Source organism: uncultured Campylobacter sp. (genome assembly GCF_947255105.1).
Lineage (GTDB): Bacteria > Campylobacterota > Campylobacteria > Campylobacterales > Campylobacteraceae > Campylobacter_B.
On the sequence record NZ_CAMYFP010000016.1, the window covers coordinates 1 to 17,266 of the forward strand.

General features: G+C 35.8%; 18 protein-coding genes and 1 other RNA gene. 14 read left to right on the forward strand and 5 right to left on the reverse strand.

The window, feature by feature from the left end:
• The 7 genes from Q0X52_RS07185 to Q0X52_RS07215 form a co-directional block, all read left to right on the forward strand.
• On the forward strand, positions 1-218 hold a 218-nt coding region (locus tag Q0X52_RS07185), incomplete at its 5' end, for a hypothetical protein (protein ID WP_297576460.1).
• The gene (locus Q0X52_RS07190) at positions 215-1,642 is read left to right on the forward strand and encodes a UDP-N-acetylmuramoyl-tripeptide--D-alanyl-D-alanine ligase (protein WP_297576464.1); all 1,428 of its coding nucleotides are present in this window, start codon (positions 215-217) and stop codon (positions 1,640-1,642) included. The genes Q0X52_RS07185 and Q0X52_RS07190, both read left to right, overlap by 4 nt.
• Positions 1,643-1,747: 105 nt before the next feature.
• Complete coding sequence (locus tag Q0X52_RS07195) at positions 1,748-3,436, forward strand: acetolactate synthase large subunit (protein ID WP_297576466.1); 1,689 nt, start codon at positions 1,748-1,750, stop codon at positions 3,434-3,436.
• Positions 3,437-3,454: 18 nt separating this feature from the next.
• A complete protein-coding gene (ilvN, locus tag Q0X52_RS07200) occupies positions 3,455-3,916 on the forward strand; it encodes an acetolactate synthase small subunit (RefSeq protein WP_297576503.1) in 462 nt (153 codons plus the stop codon).
• Positions 3,916-4,869 (forward strand): UDP-3-O-(3-hydroxymyristoyl)glucosamine N-acyltransferase, encoded by a 954-nt coding sequence (gene lpxD / locus Q0X52_RS07205; protein ID WP_297576468.1) that lies wholly within the window; start codon positions 3,916-3,918, stop codon positions 4,867-4,869. Before ilvN ends, lpxD begins: the two co-directional genes overlap by 1 nt.
• Before the next feature lie 307 nt (positions 4,870-5,176).
• Positions 5,177-5,947 (forward strand): threonine/serine exporter ThrE family protein, encoded by a 771-nt coding sequence (locus tag Q0X52_RS07210; protein ID WP_297576470.1) that lies wholly within the window; start codon positions 5,177-5,179, stop codon positions 5,945-5,947.
• Positions 5,944-6,450, forward strand: a complete 507-nt coding sequence (locus Q0X52_RS07215; protein WP_297576472.1) for a threonine/serine exporter family protein — start codon at positions 5,944-5,946, stop codon at positions 6,448-6,450. The genes Q0X52_RS07210 and Q0X52_RS07215 overlap by 4 nt, the downstream gene beginning before the upstream one ends.
• A gap of 89 nt (positions 6,451-6,539) precedes the next feature.
• Here the strand turns inward: Q0X52_RS07215 and Q0X52_RS07220 are convergent, their stop codons facing one another.
• Positions 6,540-7,358: a transporter substrate-binding domain-containing protein gene (locus Q0X52_RS07220; protein WP_297576479.1), complete on the reverse strand. Its 819-nt coding sequence runs from the start codon at positions 7,356-7,358 to the stop codon at positions 6,540-6,542.
• Between the two features lie 235 nt (positions 7,359-7,593).
• Here Q0X52_RS07220 and Q0X52_RS07225 point away from each other — a divergent pair, with 235 nt between their 5' ends.
• The 5 genes from Q0X52_RS07225 (at position 7,594) to Q0X52_RS07245 (ending at position 12,429) form a co-directional block, all read left to right on the forward strand.
• Entirely contained in the window at positions 7,594-8,130 is a 537-nt protein-coding gene (locus Q0X52_RS07225) for a hypothetical protein (protein ID WP_297576480.1), read from the forward strand.
• Complete coding sequence (gene lgt, locus Q0X52_RS07230) at positions 8,127-8,936, forward strand: prolipoprotein diacylglyceryl transferase (RefSeq protein ID WP_297576482.1); 810 nt, start codon at positions 8,127-8,129, stop codon at positions 8,934-8,936. Before Q0X52_RS07225 ends, lgt begins: the two co-directional genes overlap by 4 nt.
• An 80-nt stretch (positions 8,937-9,016) precedes the next feature.
• Positions 9,017-9,700: a fumarate reductase cytochrome b subunit gene (locus Q0X52_RS07235; RefSeq protein ID WP_297576484.1), complete on the forward strand. Its 684-nt coding sequence runs from the start codon at positions 9,017-9,019 to the stop codon at positions 9,698-9,700.
• Between the two features lie 10 nt (positions 9,701-9,710).
• Complete coding sequence (locus tag Q0X52_RS07240) at positions 9,711-11,717, forward strand: fumarate reductase flavoprotein subunit (RefSeq protein ID WP_297576486.1); 2,007 nt, start codon at positions 9,711-9,713, stop codon at positions 11,715-11,717.
• Positions 11,710-12,429: a fumarate reductase iron-sulfur subunit gene (locus Q0X52_RS07245; RefSeq protein WP_297576491.1), complete on the forward strand. Its 720-nt coding sequence runs from the start codon at positions 11,710-11,712 to the stop codon at positions 12,427-12,429. Before Q0X52_RS07240 ends, Q0X52_RS07245 begins: the two co-directional genes overlap by 8 nt.
• A 180-nt stretch (positions 12,430-12,609) precedes the next feature.
• Here the strand turns inward: Q0X52_RS07245 and Q0X52_RS07250 are convergent, their stop codons facing one another.
• The 4 genes from Q0X52_RS07250 to panB are packed head-to-tail and all read right to left on the reverse strand — an operon-like array spanning position 12,610 to position 16,144.
• Positions 12,610-13,647, reverse strand: a complete 1,038-nt coding sequence (locus tag Q0X52_RS07250) for an AI-2E family transporter (protein WP_297576493.1) — start codon at positions 13,645-13,647, stop codon at positions 12,610-12,612.
• Positions 13,637-14,647 (reverse strand): Holliday junction branch migration DNA helicase RuvB, encoded by a 1,011-nt coding sequence (gene ruvB, locus Q0X52_RS07255; protein ID WP_297576495.1) that lies wholly within the window; start codon positions 14,645-14,647, stop codon positions 13,637-13,639. The genes Q0X52_RS07250 and ruvB overlap by 11 nt, the downstream gene beginning before the upstream one ends.
• An 8-nt stretch (positions 14,648-14,655) precedes the next feature.
• On the reverse strand, positions 14,656-15,351 hold the full coding sequence (locus tag Q0X52_RS07260; protein ID WP_297576497.1) for a tetratricopeptide repeat protein: 696 nt from the start codon (positions 15,349-15,351) through the stop codon (positions 14,656-14,658).
• Positions 15,352-15,361: 10 nt separating this feature from the next.
• On the reverse strand, positions 15,362-16,144 hold the full coding sequence (panB, locus tag Q0X52_RS07265) for a 3-methyl-2-oxobutanoate hydroxymethyltransferase (RefSeq protein WP_297576499.1): 783 nt from the start codon (positions 16,142-16,144) through the stop codon (positions 15,362-15,364).
• A gap of 189 nt (positions 16,145-16,333) precedes the next feature.
• Between panB and ssrA the strand changes: the two genes are divergently transcribed.
• Both ssrA and Q0X52_RS07275 read left to right on the forward strand, forming a co-directional pair.
• Positions 16,334-16,692, forward strand: a transfer-messenger RNA (tmRNA) gene (gene ssrA, locus Q0X52_RS07270).
• Between the two features lie 67 nt (positions 16,693-16,759).
• Positions 16,760-17,266: site-specific DNA-methyltransferase (locus Q0X52_RS07275; protein WP_297576501.1), on the forward strand; the 507-nt coding region annotated here is incomplete at its 3' end.

The following is a 17,266-nucleotide window of genomic DNA, read 5'->3' on the forward strand; positions in this document are numbered from 1 at the left end:
TAGAAGATAGAGTAGAAGATAGAGTAGAAGATAGAGTAGAAGATAGAGTAGAAGAGGTGGCAAAGTCGCCTACAACAGAAGATAACCCAAACAGCAACCAAGTCACAATAGATGGCTTAAAAGTTGAGATTGGCGATGAAGAGCACTTTAAATTTAGCGAAATTTACAACTATAAACTAAGTAAATTGCTAGATAAGATAAAGGAGAAAAAAGAGTGAGTTATCTTCTTTTACATCTTATTTTTGTGCTACTTATCGGATATTATTTGATAACTAGCTTGCAATTTTTCTCATATCGTTTTAGTCGCATTATCCTGCACTACACCAAGCCACAGTGGCATCTTTATTTTTTTATCTTTCCAGTTGTTTGTTACTTTTTGACCATCACTTTCTATCCAAAGCTCTTTGTTTTGATTGTTGTTTGCCTTATGGTGGCACTTTTTCTTTGGCAAAAAACTCTTGATAAGAGGCTAGTCTTTACATATAGAGTTAAAAGTTTTTTTGTAATACTACTTTTAGTAACAGCATTTATAGATATTTTGATACTCTCCAAGATAGGACAGAGTGCAGTTTTACCACTATTTTTGCCACTTATGGTAACATTTTTTATAAGCTACTCTTTTGAAAAGTATAGATTGGCTTTATTTAAAAAAAAGGCACTATCCAAACTAAACTCAATGCCCAACCTAAAAATCATAGAAATCACCGCAAGCTTTGGAAAGACTAGCATCAAAAACTATATCTATGAGATTTTGAAAGATGACTTTAAAGTTTATAAGACTCCACGAAGTGTCAATACGCTAAATGGGCTTATCAAAGATATCAACGAAGAGTTGGCATTTGATAGAGAAATTTATATAGCAGAGGCTGGCGCTAGACAAAGAGGCGATATTGCAGAGATAACTCACTTTTTAAGACCACATATTGTAATTGTTGGTGAGATTGGCAAACAGCATATTGAGTATTTTAAAACTATCCAAAATATCCGCCAAACAAAGCTAGAAGCGCTCCTTTCGCCTAGACTCAAAAAGGCTTTTTTACATAGCACTACAGAGAAAAGTGATGTTGATTTTTACGATAAAAAACTCTTAGATGTAAGCTCAACTCTTGATGGACTTAGCTTTAAATTTAGAGATGGCAAGCAAATTTATGAGTTTGAAAGTCCGCTTTTGGGTAAATTTAATGCTTACAATCTAGCAGTTGCTATAGAAGTTGCTAGATATCTTGGCGTTGATATGCAAGAGATAGAAAAAAGAGTAAAAAAGCTAACCAATCCAGCTCACCGCCTTGAAAAGATTGAGAGTGGCGGTAAGATTATCATTGATGATAGTTTTAATGGCAACTTAAGTGGAATGGTTGCAAGTTATGAGTTGGTAAGCACTTTTGCGGGAAGAAAGGTCATTGTAACTCCGGGCATTGTTGAGGCGACTATCGAACAAAATAGAGCTTTGATAAAAAAAATAGATGAGGTTTTTGATCTAGTTATTGTAACGGGCGAGCTAAATAGAGAGCTTTTCAAAAGCCTTATTACAAAGGAGCTTATAGTTTTGCATGATAAAAAAGAGCTAGTTGATACTCTGGCTAAAAAGACAAAAAGTGGCGATCTTATCATCTTTTCTAATGATGCACCGACCTATATTTAGCTGTTAGAAATTTAAATTTATGAGATGATGGCTTGATATCTGCAATATTAAGCATAGAGTGAATTTAAATTGATATAATTAAAAAATTTTATTTAAAGGTTTTTTATGCGACTATTAAATGGTTCTGAGATGATTATGGAGGCTATCAAAAACGAAGGGATAGAGACTGTTTTTGGCTATCCAGGCGGAGCAGCTTTAAATATATTTGACGAAATTTACAAGCAAAACTACTTCAAAACCATTCTTGTACGCCACGAACAAGCTGCAACTCACGCAGCTGACGGCTATGCTAGAGCAAGTGGCAAGGTTGGAGTTGCCATTGTAACTAGTGGTCCTGGCTTTACCAATACCATAACCGGACTTGCAACAGCTTATTTAGACTCAATTCCAATGGTTCTAATTAGCGGTCAAGTTGCAACTTCACTTATAGGAACTGACGCCTTTCAAGAGATAGATGCAATAGGTATCTCAAGACCCTGTGTTAAGCACAACTACTTAGTAAAAGATATCAAAGAGTTGCCACGTATCTTAAAAGAGGCCTTTTATCTAGCAAGAAGTGGTCGCCCAGGCCCTGTCCATATCGACATACCAAAGGATATTACCGCGGCTATTGGCGAGTTTGACTATCCTCAAACTATCTCAATGGAGACCTATAAACCAACTCTAAAAGGCAATGCCAAACAGATAAAAAAGATCTCAGAGTTGTTGCTTGAGTGCAAAAAACCGCTTCTTTACATTGGTGGTGGAGCTATCTCTTCAGAGGCAAGTGCAGTTTTGAATGAGTTTGTAGAGCAAACTGGCATACCAAATGTTGCAACTCTTATGGCTCTTGGAGTTATACCAAAAACAGCGCCAAATCATCTTGGAATGGTCGGTATGCATGGAAAATATGCAGCAAATATGGCGATGAGCGAGGCAGATCTTATCATCTCTTGCGGTGCAAGATTTGACGATAGAGTGACTGGCAAACTTAGTGAATTTGGCAAAAATGCAAAAATAGTTCATATTGATGTCGATCCTAGCTCTATCTCAAAGATAGTTGAGGCTCACTATCCTGTAGTTGGCGATTTAAAGTGGGTAATGGGCGAACTACTAAAGAGAGTAAGAGAGTTAAATATCTCAAAAAACAGCTATTTAGCTTGGCAAGAGATCATTAAAAACTACGATAGAGTCTATCCTTTGAGCTATGAAGATAGTGATGAAGTTTTAAAACCACAATGGGTCATAGAAGAGACAGCCAAAATAGTAGGCAAAGAGGCAGTTATCTCAACTGATGTTGGACAACATCAGATGTGGGTGGCACAATTTTATCCATTTTCAAAGCCACGCACTCTACTTACAAGTGGCGGACTTGGCACGATGGGATATGGATTTCCTGCTGCAATTGGAGCTAAATTTGCAAAAAAAGAGCTACCAGTTATAAATTTCACAGGAGATGGCTCAATTCTTATGAATATACAAGAGCTTCAAACTGCCGTTGAATACGACGCACCTGTGATAAATATCATTTTGAATAACAACTATTTAGGCATGGTTCGTCAGTGGCAAACTCTTTTTTATGAGAAGAGATACTCACTAACAGATCTTAGCAAACAGCCAAATTTTGCAAAGATTGCCGATGGTTTTGGGGCACTTGGTTTTGTAGTAAAGAGCAAAGATGAGTTTAGAAGTGCATTGAAGAAGAGTTTAGAGTCTAAGAAGTGCTGTATTTTGGATGTTAGGATTGATAGAATGGAAAATGTCATTCCTATGGTACCAGCTGGTGGAGCACTTTTTAACATGATACTTAAATAGAGGTGAAGTATGGAAAATATAAGAAGACTAATCTCAGTAATAGTGCTAAACGAAGATGGAGTTTTGGCTCGTATCTCAGGGCTTTTTGCAGGAAGAGGCTACAATATAGACACTCTTACAGTCGCCCCCATACCAGAAACCAAATACTCAAGAGTGAGCATAGTTACAAATGGCAATAAAAAGGTCCTAGAGCAGATTGTAAAGCAACTTCACAAACTAATACCGATATATAAAGTAATTGAAGAGGCCAATTTTATAGAAAAAGAGATGGCTTTGGTAAAGATACCACTTACTCAAGATTTAGCAGGACTTGACGCGGTCCTTAAGTCATACAACGGAAACATTGCAAATAGCGATGGTTTGGTGCTTATGGTGATGGCTTGTGATGATGCAAGTAGAATTGATGGCTTTATAAAAACTATGAAAAAATACAATCCGATAGACATTGTAAGAAGCGGATCTGTAGTATTGGAGATGTGATGAAACTTAGTAAAATTGCAAAGATATTGGGTATTGAGTGTAGTAAAGAGATGGAGATAAGTGCCATAAATAGCCTTGATATGGCAACAGAGGGACAGATTAGTTATTGTGATGGAGTAGGGCATAAGGACTTTTTAAAAAAGACTAAAGCTAGCGCTGTGCTTATCCAAAAAGAGCTGGCGGAATTTTTGCCAAAAGGCGCTATTGCTTTGATTTGTGCCAACCCTCATCTTGCTTTTGCAAAACTTAGTAGATACTTTTCAAAGCCATATTTTGATGAAAAGGGCAAAAACCATATTGCCACATCAGTAACTATCATGGAAGGTGCAGTCATTGGCAAAAATGTAACTATAAAAGAAAATACAACTATAATGCCTGGTGTAGTTATAGGCGATAGTGTAACTATAGGTAGCGATTGTATTATCCATCCAAATGTAGTTATCTATAGAGACTCCATTATAGGCGATCGTTGTCACCTGTTGGCAAACTCAGTCATAGGAAGCGATGGCTTTGGATATGCACATGATGAGCTTGGACGACATATTAAGATTTATCACAATGGCAATGTTGTTTTAGAAGATGATGTTGAGATTGGCGCTTGCACAACTATCGATAGAGCTGTTTTTGGCTCAACTATCATCAAAAAAGGGACAAAGATAGACAACTTAGTGCAAGTTGGGCATAACTGCGAGCTTGGTGAAAACTGCATATTAGTCTCACAAGTTGGACTTGCTGGAAGCTCTATTCTTGGGCGTAATGTTGTTATGGGCGGACAAAGTGGCACAAAAGGCCATATTAGCATTGGAGACTTTGCTCAGATTGCAGCAAGAGGCGGAGTTAGTAAAAATTTAGATGGAAACAAACTCTATGCGGGCTATCCACTGTTGGAGCTAAAAGAGTGGTTTAAGTTAAATGCTAAGATTTCTAGATTTTTTAGCAAAGATAGGCAATAGGGCTTTAAATTTCTTTAGATATTGAAATTTAAGATTGCAATGATGAGTAGTTTTTAAAGTGAAATTTAACAACTTTTTTCTAGCCAAAAATGGTATAAAAGCTTTTAAATTTGGCTACAATTTGCAAATTTTTAAAGACAATGTCAAGTCCCAAGCAAAGTAGGTTTTAAAATAGTGATGTTTTATCAAAAAAACAGGTTAATAAGTTTTTTAGCTTCAACTCTTTTTGAAAGATCAAATTTAAAGAATAGAACCTTTCAAAAAGAGCTTTGCCAAATTTATTTCAAATTTAAGATAGCAGACTCAAATGAAGCCAGATATTGTTGATTTAATCAATTTTTTAGCAAGTTATGCAGATACTTTGATAAGCGTTGGCAGCCACAATGCAAGGGTAAAAAGATGCGTAAAAAGAGTAGCGCAAAGCTTTGGTTATGATGTTTCTATCTTTGTCCTTTTAAAAACAATCACAATAACTGTGGCTCAAATTGATGATTATAAAAATAGACGCACAATTGTCAAAGAAACAACGGCTCATAGTGTAAATTTAGGTATGGTTTCTGAGCTTTCTGCACTTTCTTGGGCTGTTAAAGATGAAAATTTGAGTTTTGATGAGACAAGGAAAATTTATGAGATAATTTTAAAATCAAAAGATCCTAAATTTAGCCTCTCTGTTGTTGTGACAAGCGCCGCTTTTGGAGCCTTTTGTAAGCTTTTTGGTGGTGATGTTTGGGCGATTGTTTTTGTTGTTTGTGGGACAATTTTAGGTGTTAGTCTGAGATATTTTCTTCAAAAACAGAAATTTGATCTAAGAGTTACCTATATCATTTGTGCCTTTTTATCGTCATTCGTGGCCTATCTATCTTTTAATTTTGGGCTAAGCAATACGCCAGAGGCAGCCATTAGTTCTAGTATCTTATATCTTTTTCCAGGCATTGTTTTGCTAAATTCGATGTTTGATATATTGGATAAAAATGTTCTTGTCGGTGTGAGCCGCGCTGTAAATGCAACAATTTTGATAATTTGTATGAGTATAGGGATCTATATAACCTTAACAATCGCGCATATGGTGAGTTTATGAGTGAATTTTTTATAGATGTTATTTTTGCAATTATTGCTGGACTTGGCTTCTCTTATGCAAACAATCCGCCAAAAAGGATACTATTTTACTGTGCGATTTTGGGCGGACTTGGATATGCTTCAAGACTTATGCTTATTAAATTTGGCATTTTCAATATCACTATGGCTACTTTTATGGGCTCTTTGTTTATTGGATTTTGTGCCATTTTTTTTGCAAGAAAGCTAAAAGTTCCGATAGAAGTTCTCTCTTTTCCTGCACTTTTGCCGATGATTCCGGGGTTTCAGGCTTATAAAACAATTCTTTCTGTCTTTAACTTTATCAAATCAAACGATGAAGCGCAAAAATCTCACTATTTGATAGAGTTTTTTACAAATGGCTTTATCACTGTTTCTGTGGTTTTTGCCTTGACTGTTGGAGTTTCTGTTGTGCTTTTGTTTTTTTATGAAAAATCTTTCACAATGACAAGAAGTGGGAATTTCAGAAAAAAGTATCTAGAAAAATGAGAAATTTAACTTTGTGCTCTTTTGTTCGTAGTGCTACTTTAAATTTATCTTATTGAAATTTAAAGTAGCTATTTAGACTTTAGAGTTGTCTAATTATCTTCTGAAAAGAAGTTATAAAGATCGTCTAGTAAAAAGAGTTTTTTATCAAGAGTTCCCTTGTAGTAGGCATTTAGAGTCTTTTCATAAGCCTCTTTAAAAAAGCCCTCTTTGCTAAGTTGAATAATAGCATTATCTATCGCTTTTCTAAGTTCTGCGTTGCCCTTATTGACGCCAACAGCTATAAAGTCAGCTGGTCCTACAGCCTTGATGGCAATTTCAAATTTATTATCCATGATAGGTATAGCAGCAACAGCAAAGATAGAGTGAAAGTAGCCAATAGCTTCATTGTTTTGTAGCTTTGTAAAACAGGCCATCATATTTTCACAATCAACTATCTGGGCATTGACATTTTTCTCTACATAACTTCTTGAGCCAGTTCCAGGCACTGCCAAAACTTTTTTGCCACTTACTTGTGATAGCTTTTTGATTTGGTCGGTTTTGTTGGCAACTAAGGCGATATAAAGAGCAAAGTAAGGTATAGAAAAATCAACATGTTTTTGTCTTTTTGGACTTACTGCAAACTGTGCAACTGCCATATCAATCTTGTTGTCATTCAGAAAAGGAATTCTATCCTTTGCATTGACGCCAACTAGTTTGATTTGGGCTTTTGGGGCAATTATCTTTGCTATGGCTTTTGCAAGTTCGACTTCAAAACCTGAAAAATCATCACCATCAAATTTACTAAAAGGAGGATAGTTTAATCTAACTCCAATCCTTATCTCACCGCTTTTTTGAATCTCTTCTAGCGTATTTGCGTTAAGGCAGATAGCAAAGACGATAGAAAAAAACACAATAAATAACCTCTTCATAATAATATCCTTTCTGAATGAATTGGTATTAATTTGTTATTTCTATTTTTGATATTATAATTTAAGAATAATTAAGCAAAACTTAATAAATGCTCCTGTGGAAAAAATATTTCAAAAAAGTGATAAAAAATGATCATAAGCCAAATTTGCTCTAACTCAAATTTATTTAAATTTATACTACTTTTAAGTATAAAAAGTATAAATTTAGAGCTAAATTTAGTCAAAAAGGATATTTATGACCATCGGCGAAATTTATTCTGTTTTGTCACTAATCTTTGCTTCAAATTTCAAACAAAGTATTAACAAAGAGGATTTTAGCAAGTTAAGCCCAAATTGGCTTTTGCAAAATGAAACCTTGGAAAACAAAAAGGGCAGGGAACTTTGGCAAAGTTGCATTAAAAATAGCGATATTACAAAGATTAATCGCGACTTTTTTGAGCTAAATAAATTTTTTGATCTTACATATTTTATGCTGCTTTATAGAAGTGATATGGATGAGTTTTTTTTGAAACATCGCTACCAGACGGCATTTGATGAGCTTTCATCAACACATATTTCAAATTTACTTCTGTTTTTAACATCTGCAATCAAACTTGACAGAGATGAGAAAAGTCATAATTTACTTATAAATTTTACCAACGACAAACTCCTGCTATCGGCAAAAGCGCTTGGTTTTGAGATAAAAACTCATGCACAAAGTGACTATTATAAGGCAATCGGATGGCTCTTTTTGGACTTCTGTAATATGCTAGAGATAAGTTTGGGAAGATGAGTTTTTGGAACAATATCTATAGCCATTTTGATCCTGTTGCATTTAGCATATTTGGTCTAAAGGTTCATTGGTATGGCATTATGTATGTTTTGGCGCTTTTGGTGGCACTTTATAGTGCATTTTATATCTCCAAAAAAGATCGCTATCCATTTAGCAAAACGGCTCTTGAGAGCTATTTTATCTGGGTTGAGATAGGCATTATAATTGGCGCTAGAGTTGGCTACATCTTGGTCTATTCTAAGCAACAATTTTACTATCTAACTCACCCTTGGCAGATTTTTAACCCCTTTTATGGCGGCGAGTTTGTAGGAATTAGCGGTATGAGCTATCATGGTGCAATTGTTGGTTTTGTGATTGCAACTTTTTTGTATAACCAAAGATATAAAACCAACATTTGGCTACTTTTAGATTTAGTGGCACTCTGCATTCCGCTTGGCTACATCTTTGGAAGAGTTGGCAATTTTTTAAACAAAGAGCTTATTGGAAAGCCAACAGAGTATTTTTGGGGAATTTATACAGATGGAGCACTTCGTCATCCAAGCCAGCTCTATGAGGCATTTTTGGAGGGATTTGTTATATTTTTAATCCTGTTTATCTATAGAAAATTTAAAAGATTTGATGGAGAGCTACTTGCGCTTTATGCCATGCTCTACTCAGCATTTAGGTATATAAGTGAGATATTTAGGGAGCCAGATGTTCAGATAGGCTATCTTTTCTTTGGACTTAGTATGGGACAAATTTTATCTTTTGCAATGTTTGTTTGTAGTATTTTTCTCTATTTTTTGTTACAAAATAGAAAATTATAAAGATAGAGTTAAATTTTTCTTTAGTTAAAATTTATTAAGTTTGCTATATAATCAATTTAATATTTTCTTAAGGAGCGAGAATGATTGCACGCATAGAAGGTTTTTTAGGTAAAACAGTCGATGGTAAGAAAAGTAGAATACCTGCTTTTCAAGATAGGTGGCAAAGTATCACGGGTTTGATTTTGGCCTGTTTTATGATCTGTCATATGATTTTTACAGGGACAATTCTTTGTGGTAAAGGAGCATTTAACGGCGTTGTTAAATTTGCAGAGCCTTTTGGGCTTTGGTGGATTACAAATTTAGTTGCCGCTGTTATTTTTGTTGCTTTTGTTATCCATGCTTTTTTTGCAATGAGAAAGTTTCCTGCAAACTACAAAGCATACAGAGCTTTTAAAGCCCATAAAGTAAGGATTAAACACTTTGATACAACACTTTGGTGGTTTCAATTCTTAACTGGTTTTTTACTCTTCTTTTTTGCAAGTGCTCACCTAATCACAATAATTTGTGGCGATAGAGTTACAGCTGATGCCTCTATAGCTAGATTTGCCGACTTGCACCTTTTCTATTTTGTCCTTTTGGTATTTACAGTAGTTCATGCAGCTATTGGAATGTATAGGCTCTATGTAAAGTGGATAAGCATAGATGGACACTCAGAAGAGGCGAAAAATTTTAGAAAAAAAGTAAGAAATGTCATTTTTGCTGTTTGGGGATTTTTCTTTTTGGTGTCAGTGATTGCTGACTTTAAATGGATAAGTTTGGGTTAGGAGAGAATTTATGAATGTAATTTACTGTGATAGTTTAGTTATTGGTGGAGGACTTGCAGGACTTAGAGCTGCTGTTGCAACAGCAGAAAAGGGACTAAGCACTATAGTTCTTAGCATTTGTCCTGTAAAGAGAAGCCACTCAGCAGCTGCTCAAGGTGGTATGCAAGCAAGCCTTGGAAACTCAAAGATGAGTGAGGGCGATAATGAAAATGTCCATTTTGAAGATACTGTAAAGGGAAGTGATTGGGGTTGCGATCAAGAGGTTGCTAGAATGTTTTGTCAAACAGCTCCAAAAGCTATTCGCGAGCTTGCTTCATGGGGTGTTCCTTGGACTAGGATAACTAAAGGCGAGAGAAGTGCTATCATCAATGCAAAAAGAACTACAATCAACGAAAAAGATGAAGTGCATGGACTAATTCACTCTAGAGATTTTGGTGGAACTAAAAAGTGGAGAACTTGCTATACCGCTGATGCTACTGGACATACAATGCTTTTTGGTGTTGCAAATGAGGCACTAAAACACGATGTTATGATACACGATCGCCATGAGGCAATAGCTTTGATACATGAAAACAATCGCTGTTATGGTGCAATTGTAAGAGATTTGATAACTGGAGAGTTAAAAGCCTATGTTGCAAGAGGAACTCTTATAGCAACTGGAGGATATGGAAGAATTTACAAGCACACAACAAATGCTGTTATATGTGATGGTGTCGGTATCGCTACAGCACTAGAAACAGGTGTTGCAAGACTTGGAAATATGGAAGCTGTTCAATTTCACCCAACTCCAATAGTCCCAAGTGGCATACTTCTAACAGAGGGTTGTAGAGGAGATGGTGGAATCTTAAGAGATGTTGATGGTCATAGATTTATGCCTGATTATGAGCCTGAGAAAAAAGAGCTAGCAAGCCGTGACGTTGTTTCAAGAAGAATTATGGAGCACATTAGAAAAGGTAAAGGTGTAAAGAGTCCATATGGAGAGCACGTTTGGCTAGATATTAGCATCTTGGGAAGAGAGCATATCGAGACAAATTTAAGAGATGTTCAAGAGATTTGTCAAGTATTTAATGGAATAGATCCAGCAGATACCGAGCTTGATGAAAATGGCATAGGAAAAGGTTGGGCGCCAATACTTCCAATGCAACACTACTCAATGGGTGGTATTAGAACTACTCCAAAGGGTGAAAGTCCAACGCTTCATGGTCTATTTAGCGCAGGTGAGGCGGCATGTTGGGATATGCACGGCTTTAACAGACTAGGTGGAAACTCAGTTGCTGAGACAGTTGTAGCTGGTATGATAGTCGGTGATTATTTTGCTGAGTATTGCCAAAATAACAATGTGGATATTAAGAGTGAAGTTATAGAGAAATTTATGACTGAGCAACAAAATTATCTTAAATCTCTTCTTGAAAAAGATGGTAAAAATAACATCTATGAAATTAAAAACAGAATGCAAGATATCATGTGGGAACATGTTGCTATCTTTAGGACAGGCGAGGGACTTCAAAAAGCTGTTGATGAGCTTGAAGAGCTTTATAAAAAATCAAATGATATCAAGCTTAGAAATAAAGAGAGCTTTGGAAATGCCGAATTTGAAGAGGCTTATCGTGTACCAAAGATGTTAAAACTTGCTTTATGTGTAGCTTATGGAGCGCTTAACAGAACTGAAAGTAGAGGAGCTCATTATAGAGAAGACTATCCAAAAAGAGATGACGCGCACTGGCTAAATAGAACTCTAACAAGCTGGAAAAATGGCGCTACAAAGCCAACTATAGAGTATGAGCCACTTGATATTATGAAGATGGAGATTCCACCTGCATTTAGAGGATATGGCGCAAAAGGAAATATTATAGAGCACCCAGATAGCGCAGTTCGCCAAAAAGAGGTTGATGAGATAGTTGAGAGAATGAAAAAAGAGGGCAAAGGTAGATATGAGATTCAAGATGCGTTAATGCATTATGAGTTGCAACCAAAATATAAAGCACCAAACGAGAGAGTAGGAGTTGGTAATGAGTAGAAAAATAACTATAAAAGCATTTAAATATAACCCACTAAGCAAAGTTAGCAAGCCTCACTTTGCTACATATGAGATAGAAGAGACTGACGGAATGACTCTTTTTATAGCACTAAATGTTATAAGAGAGAAATTTGACCCAGGTCTTAGTTTTGACTTTGTTTGTAGAGCGGGAATTTGCGGTAGTTGCTCAATGCTTGTAAATGGAGAGCCTAAACTTGCATGTAGAACTCTTACAAAAAACTATCCAGATGGCGTTATAGAGCTTATGCCTCTACCTGTCTTTAAGCTTATTAAAGATTTGAGTGTAAATACAGGTGAGTGGATGAATAATATGAGCAAAAGAGTTGAGAGCTGGATACATACAACAAAAACTACAGATATTAGTAAGATTGAAGAAAAAGTTGAGCCTAAAGTTGCACAAGAGACTTTTGAGCTTGATAGATGTATCGAGTGCGGAATCTGCGTAGCATCTTGCGGAACTGCAATTATGCGAAAAGATTTTGTAGGACCAGTTGGACTAAATAGAATTGCTAGATTTAAAATCGACTCTTTAGATGAGAGAACAGATGAAGACTTCTATGAGTTAGTAGGCGATGATGATGGCGTATTTGGCTGTATGTCACTTATGGGATGTGAGGATTATTGTCCAAAACATCTACCATTGCAAAGCAAAATAGCCTACATGAGAAGAAAACTAGCTTCCCAAAAATAATCAAATTTGACGCTTTTATAGCGTCAAATTCTTTTAATCCCTACACACAAACCAAATTTAAAACAATACCAAAGTTCTATTTATAAATTTAAAAAGCTCTTTTATAAAAGCTAAATTTCAAAATAGCAGCGCTTATCTTTGCATTTAAAGCTCTCTAAACTTGACTTGCAAAGCTAAAATTTAGAGATTAAATATCTTATAAGATTTTAAAAGAGCTACAAAAAGAGTGACAATTGCAGGACCAAGTATGATCCCCCAAAAACCAAAAGTAGTCATTCCAGCAAGCATTGCAAAAAATATCACTATCTCATTGATATTTGACGCGCTTGTTACTATCTTTGAGCTGATAAATTTAATGATAAGCGGCTTTAAAAAGTTGTCTGCAACTATGGAGATGATGATAATGGTATATGCCAAAATTATTATTGCACTTGCTATATTGCCATTTGCCAACTCAAAAAGCACAACCGGCACAAAAACTACAGCACCGCCAACCACTGGAATGAGCGAGGCAAAGGCATAGAGTATTCCCATCAAAACTCCGTCATATCCAAAAATAGTAGCTATTACTCCAAACAAAAAGCCTTGCAACACCGCACTTGAGATGGTAGAGTAAAAGACAACGCTCATGGTATTTGTCACTTCGCTTAATATATAGTCTATCTGTTTGCTATCCATCGGTGCTTGCTCTTTGATAATATTTGACATTTTTTGTCCATAGTAGTTGGCAAAAAAGTAAAAAACAACTATCAAAAGCATATCAACAACAAAGTTTGCACCACTCTTTCCAAATTTGGAGATATAAGAGACCACGCTTTTGCTTAAACTAGTTAGATCTATACTTGCTAGGGTCTCTTTTGCTCTAACTTCGATAAAAGAGAGTTTGCTTGGTAAATTTAACTCAAAATTTTGTATAAAAGAGATAGTTTTTGCATATGGTCCAGTGCCAAAATCTATCGTTGCTATGTAGATTGCAGCTTTTGTAACAGCGTAAATAAGCGGGATGAGAAAGAGCAAGCAAAGCCCAAGAGTGATGATGAAAGATGATAAAAGCTCTTTGTTGTTGGTAAATTTGAGTATCTTTCCATAGAGCACAGAAGTTGCAATAGAGAGCAAAAATCCAGTCATCATCGTAAGCCAAAATGGCTTAAAAAGGTAGATAACCCAACTCATCAAAAATAGTATGCAACAGATAAAAAAAAGTTTGCTATTCTTCATTAAAAAGCCCCATATCTTGTTTTTTGCCAAAGACTTTATAGCCTCTATCTCTTAAAATTCGCCCTTTGGAAGTCTTTTCTATATAGCCATTTGCCAAAAGATATGGCTCAATGACATCTTCTATAGTCCCCTCATCTTCGCTAAGAGCCGCTGCTATCGTGCTAAGCCCAATTGGTCTTGAGTTTTGCTCTAGCAGTATATCAAGGTATCTTATATCCATCTCATCAAATCCAAGTTCATTTACTCCAAGGCTATTAAGGGCATTTGAAGCTCTTTTTAGTGAGATAGTTTTTTCATGATTGACATCGGCAAAATCCCTTATACGCTTAAGCAGTCTCAAGGCTATACGTGGAGTTCCACGACTTCTTTTTGCAATCTCTAGTCCAGCGTCACTATTGCACTCTCGCTCAAGTTTTAGAGCCGCTTTTTTTACTATGATTGAAAGCTCCTCTTTGTTGTAAAACTCAAGTCTAAAAGAGATACCAAATCTATCTCTAAGTGGCGCGCTTATCATTCCTGCTCTAGTTGTTGCGCCAATTAGTGTAAATTTCGGTATATCTATCTTTATAGTTTGTGCTGCAGGACCACTTCCTATGATGATATCTAGCCTAAAGTCCTCCATCGCCGAGTAAAGAACCTCTTCTATAGCAGGGCTTAAGCGATGAATTTCATCTATAAAAAGGACATCTCCCTCTTGTAAATTTGTCAAAATAGCAGCCAAATCGCCTGTTTTTTCTATCATCGGCGCAGAGGTAATCTTAATACTTGCTTTCATCTCATTTGAGATGATGTGAGCAAGAGTTGTCTTTCCAAGACCAGGAGGACCATAAAAAAGCACATGATCTAGAGTCTCACCACGCATTTTTGCTGCCTCTATGAAAATCTTTAAATTTTCCTTTATCTTTGTCTGACCAACATAGTCATCAAAATTGTTAGGTCTAAGGCTTACCTCATAGTCACTATCAAAAACTATCTTTTCAACTTCTACTATTCTTTCCATCTTTTCTCTTATATTGAGCTATGCTCTCTTAAGTAGTCCATTATGCCTAGATTGTCCTTGAGATGGTTGTTTTTAAACTCATCATCTCTTATGATTTTTTCATAGTCGCAACCTTTTTTATCGCCAAGATCACAACCTATCATAAAAAACTCTTCTGCTTTTTTAAAGTCAAGCTTGACACCAAAGCCATTTGCATACATTGTGCCAAGGTTGGTACAACTTTGCGCTTGTTTCAAAGAACAGCCCTGCTCATAGTAGCCGACAGCCTTTTTATAATCTCTCTTAACCCCCTCGCCATTTTCATAGATATAGCCCAAATTTACACAACCAAACCCATCTTCAAGAGTGCAAGCCTTGAGAAAATACTCTCTTGCAGAGTCCAAATCCTTGCTAACTCCCTCGCCTCTGTAGTAAAAACCACCAACTATAGAGCAGCTTGTCTGACTTTGAAGCTCGCAAGCCTTTTTATAAGTATCAATAGCTACTTTTAAGTCCTGCTTTACTCCGTAACCATTTTCATACATAAATGCCAAATTTGTGCAGCTTTTGTGATGATTGCTAGCACAAAGTTTTTGCCATATCTCAAAGCTTTTTTCATACTCATCTTTTTGAAATGAGTTTAGTCCCTCTTGAAACTCTAACTCAGCTTGATCATAACCATTCAAGCCAACACAAACCAACACAAATAGCAATAATTTTCTCATTAGCCAACCTTTATTTATATTGAAATTCTTCATCTGGGAAAGTTCCCTCTCTTACCTCTTTGGCATACAAATTTACAGCATCTTTTACAAGTTGTGCGCCATCTAAATAGCGCTTTACAAACTTTGGCTTAAAATCCTCGCAAAATCCAAGCATATCAGACCACACAAGCACCTGCCCATCGACATTTGTGCCACTTCCTATACCGATAACTGGAACATCTACTCTTGATGCAACCTCCTTGGCAATATCGCTAAGTGTGGCTTCTAGCACTATTGCAAAAACGCCGGCTCTTTCTAGCGCAATAGCGTCCTCTATAATAGAGTTTAGATCTCTTGCTATCTTATAGCCTCCATCTCTTCTAACAAGTTGCGGTTTAAGTCCGATATGTCCCATTACAGCGATACCTACAGAGCAAAGTGCTTTTATGATGCTAGCAAATTCTTTTCCGCCCTCTATCTTGACAGCATCAGCGCCGCTTTCTTTTATCACTTTGCTACAGCTCTCAAGTGCGCTTTTTTCATCAAAAATATATCCAAAAGGGATATCTGCGACAACTAAAGCGTGATTGATACCATTTTTTACAGCTTTTGAGTGATATATGGTAGCGTCCAAACTAAGGCTTAAAGTGTCACTCATACCATTAAAGCTCATATTAAGACTATCGCCAACCAAAATTATCTCAACCTCTTCATCAAAAAGCTTCGCAAAGAGCGCGTCATATGCAGTTATCATAACTATTTTTTGATGATTTTTCATAGCAATTATATCTGTTGTTTTTATCTTTTTTAGCATTTTTTCCTCGGTAAAAATTTCTGTTATACTAACACAGATAGATTACAAATCGCTTAACCTATCTTTTTGCAAAGAGACAGACTTTTTAAATTTAAATAGTCATTTTAGCCAAATTTTAGTTTTGTAGCTAGTGCAGCACAATCTTGACTTTTCTAGCAAAAAATGATAGCCTTATAAACTTATTTTTATGGGAGTGACTTGGTTTCGACAGGAGTAGAGTCATCTTAGTTGCATGTCGCCTGAGTAGCGTTAATAGCTCAAAATAAATTTAAACGCAAACAACGTTAAATTCGCTCCTGCTTACGCAAAAGTAGCGTAGGTTCAGTTGAGCCTTGCTTTTAGCCGATACTATTTAAGCTAACTAGCGAGTAATTCCAAATAGTGTAGCTAGAGGGTCTGATGAGCCTTTTAGTGAAATTTAATCTTAGTCTATAAATAAGCTTTGAGAGGTGAGTTTTTTGTAGATGAAGTTTTTCACCTCTGCTAAACATGTAGACGCTATGGTGTTTTGCTTTTGGACTGCGGTTCGATCCCGCACACTTCCACCAAATCAGCTTAAATATATTTTATTGTTGCTATAATTTTTGCACTAAAACTACAAAATAGGGGAAAATTATGCAGATTAGCCAAAAACTACTAGACGATATCAAAACCAAATTTGAAACGATTTTACAAGCTCAAAATTTAGCAATCACAAACGATGAAAAGCTACTTAGTTACCTACTTGAGCTCTCACCATATAAAGATGAGTATAAAAAAAGATTTTTTATAGCAAAAAGTGGAGCATTGATATTTAATAAAGATGAGTTTGTAACTTTTTTGGATACTGAATTAAAAGGCTTAGGTTATACTAGATTTTTAAATAAGATAGGTCTTTCTAGTGATAATAAATTTTTAAAATCAAATGAAAAAGTTGTATTAGACTTTCCTTTTAAAGACTGCGTTTTGCAAGGTTCTTGCGATAAAGAAGATGTAAAAACAAAAGAGCTATTTTTTAACAACATAATAGAAAAAGATGAAATAGATGTTCTTTTTGATAAAAAGGTTTTATGTGATTTTTATAAATTCAATCAGCAATCAGCAATCAGCAATCAGCAATCAGCAATCAGCAATCAGCAATCA

Bases quoted from the DNA above. Each gene is read 5' to 3' on its own strand.
- Q0X52_RS07245 (WP_297576491.1), top strand. From the start codon at position 11,710: ATGAGTAGAAAAATAACTATAAAAGCATTTAAATATAACCCACTAAGC.
- Q0X52_RS07250 (WP_297576493.1), bottom strand. From the start codon at position 13,647: ATGAAGAATAGCAAACTTTTTTTTATCTGTTGCATACTATTTTTGATG.
- Q0X52_RS07240 (WP_297576486.1), top strand. From the start codon at position 9,711: ATGAATGTAATTTACTGTGATAGTTTAGTTATTGGTGGAGGACTTGCA.
- lgt (WP_297576482.1), top strand. From the start codon at position 8,127: ATGAGTTTTTGGAACAATATCTATAGCCATTTTGATCCTGTTGCATTT.
- Q0X52_RS07260 (WP_297576497.1), bottom strand. From the start codon at position 15,351: ATGAGAAAATTATTGCTATTTGTGTTGGTTTGTGTTGGCTTGAATGGT.
- Q0X52_RS07210 (WP_297576470.1), top strand. From the start codon at position 5,177: ATGAAGCCAGATATTGTTGATTTAATCAATTTTTTAGCAAGTTATGCA.
- Q0X52_RS07215 (WP_297576472.1), top strand. From the start codon at position 5,944: ATGAGTGAATTTTTTATAGATGTTATTTTTGCAATTATTGCTGGACTT.
- ruvB (WP_297576495.1), bottom strand. From the start codon at position 14,647: ATGGAAAGAATAGTAGAAGTTGAAAAGATAGTTTTTGATAGTGACTAT.
- lpxD (WP_297576468.1), top strand. From the start codon at position 3,916: ATGAAACTTAGTAAAATTGCAAAGATATTGGGTATTGAGTGTAGTAAA.
- Q0X52_RS07220 (WP_297576479.1), bottom strand. From the start codon at position 7,358: ATGAAGAGGTTATTTATTGTGTTTTTTTCTATCGTCTTTGCTATCTGC.
- panB (WP_297576499.1), bottom strand. From the start codon at position 16,144: ATGCTAAAAAAGATAAAAACAACAGATATAATTGCTATGAAAAATCAT.
- Q0X52_RS07235 (WP_297576484.1), top strand. From the start codon at position 9,017: ATGATTGCACGCATAGAAGGTTTTTTAGGTAAAACAGTCGATGGTAAG.
- Q0X52_RS07195 (WP_297576466.1), top strand. From the start codon at position 1,748: ATGCGACTATTAAATGGTTCTGAGATGATTATGGAGGCTATCAAAAAC.
- Q0X52_RS07225 (WP_297576480.1), top strand. From the start codon at position 7,594: ATGACCATCGGCGAAATTTATTCTGTTTTGTCACTAATCTTTGCTTCA.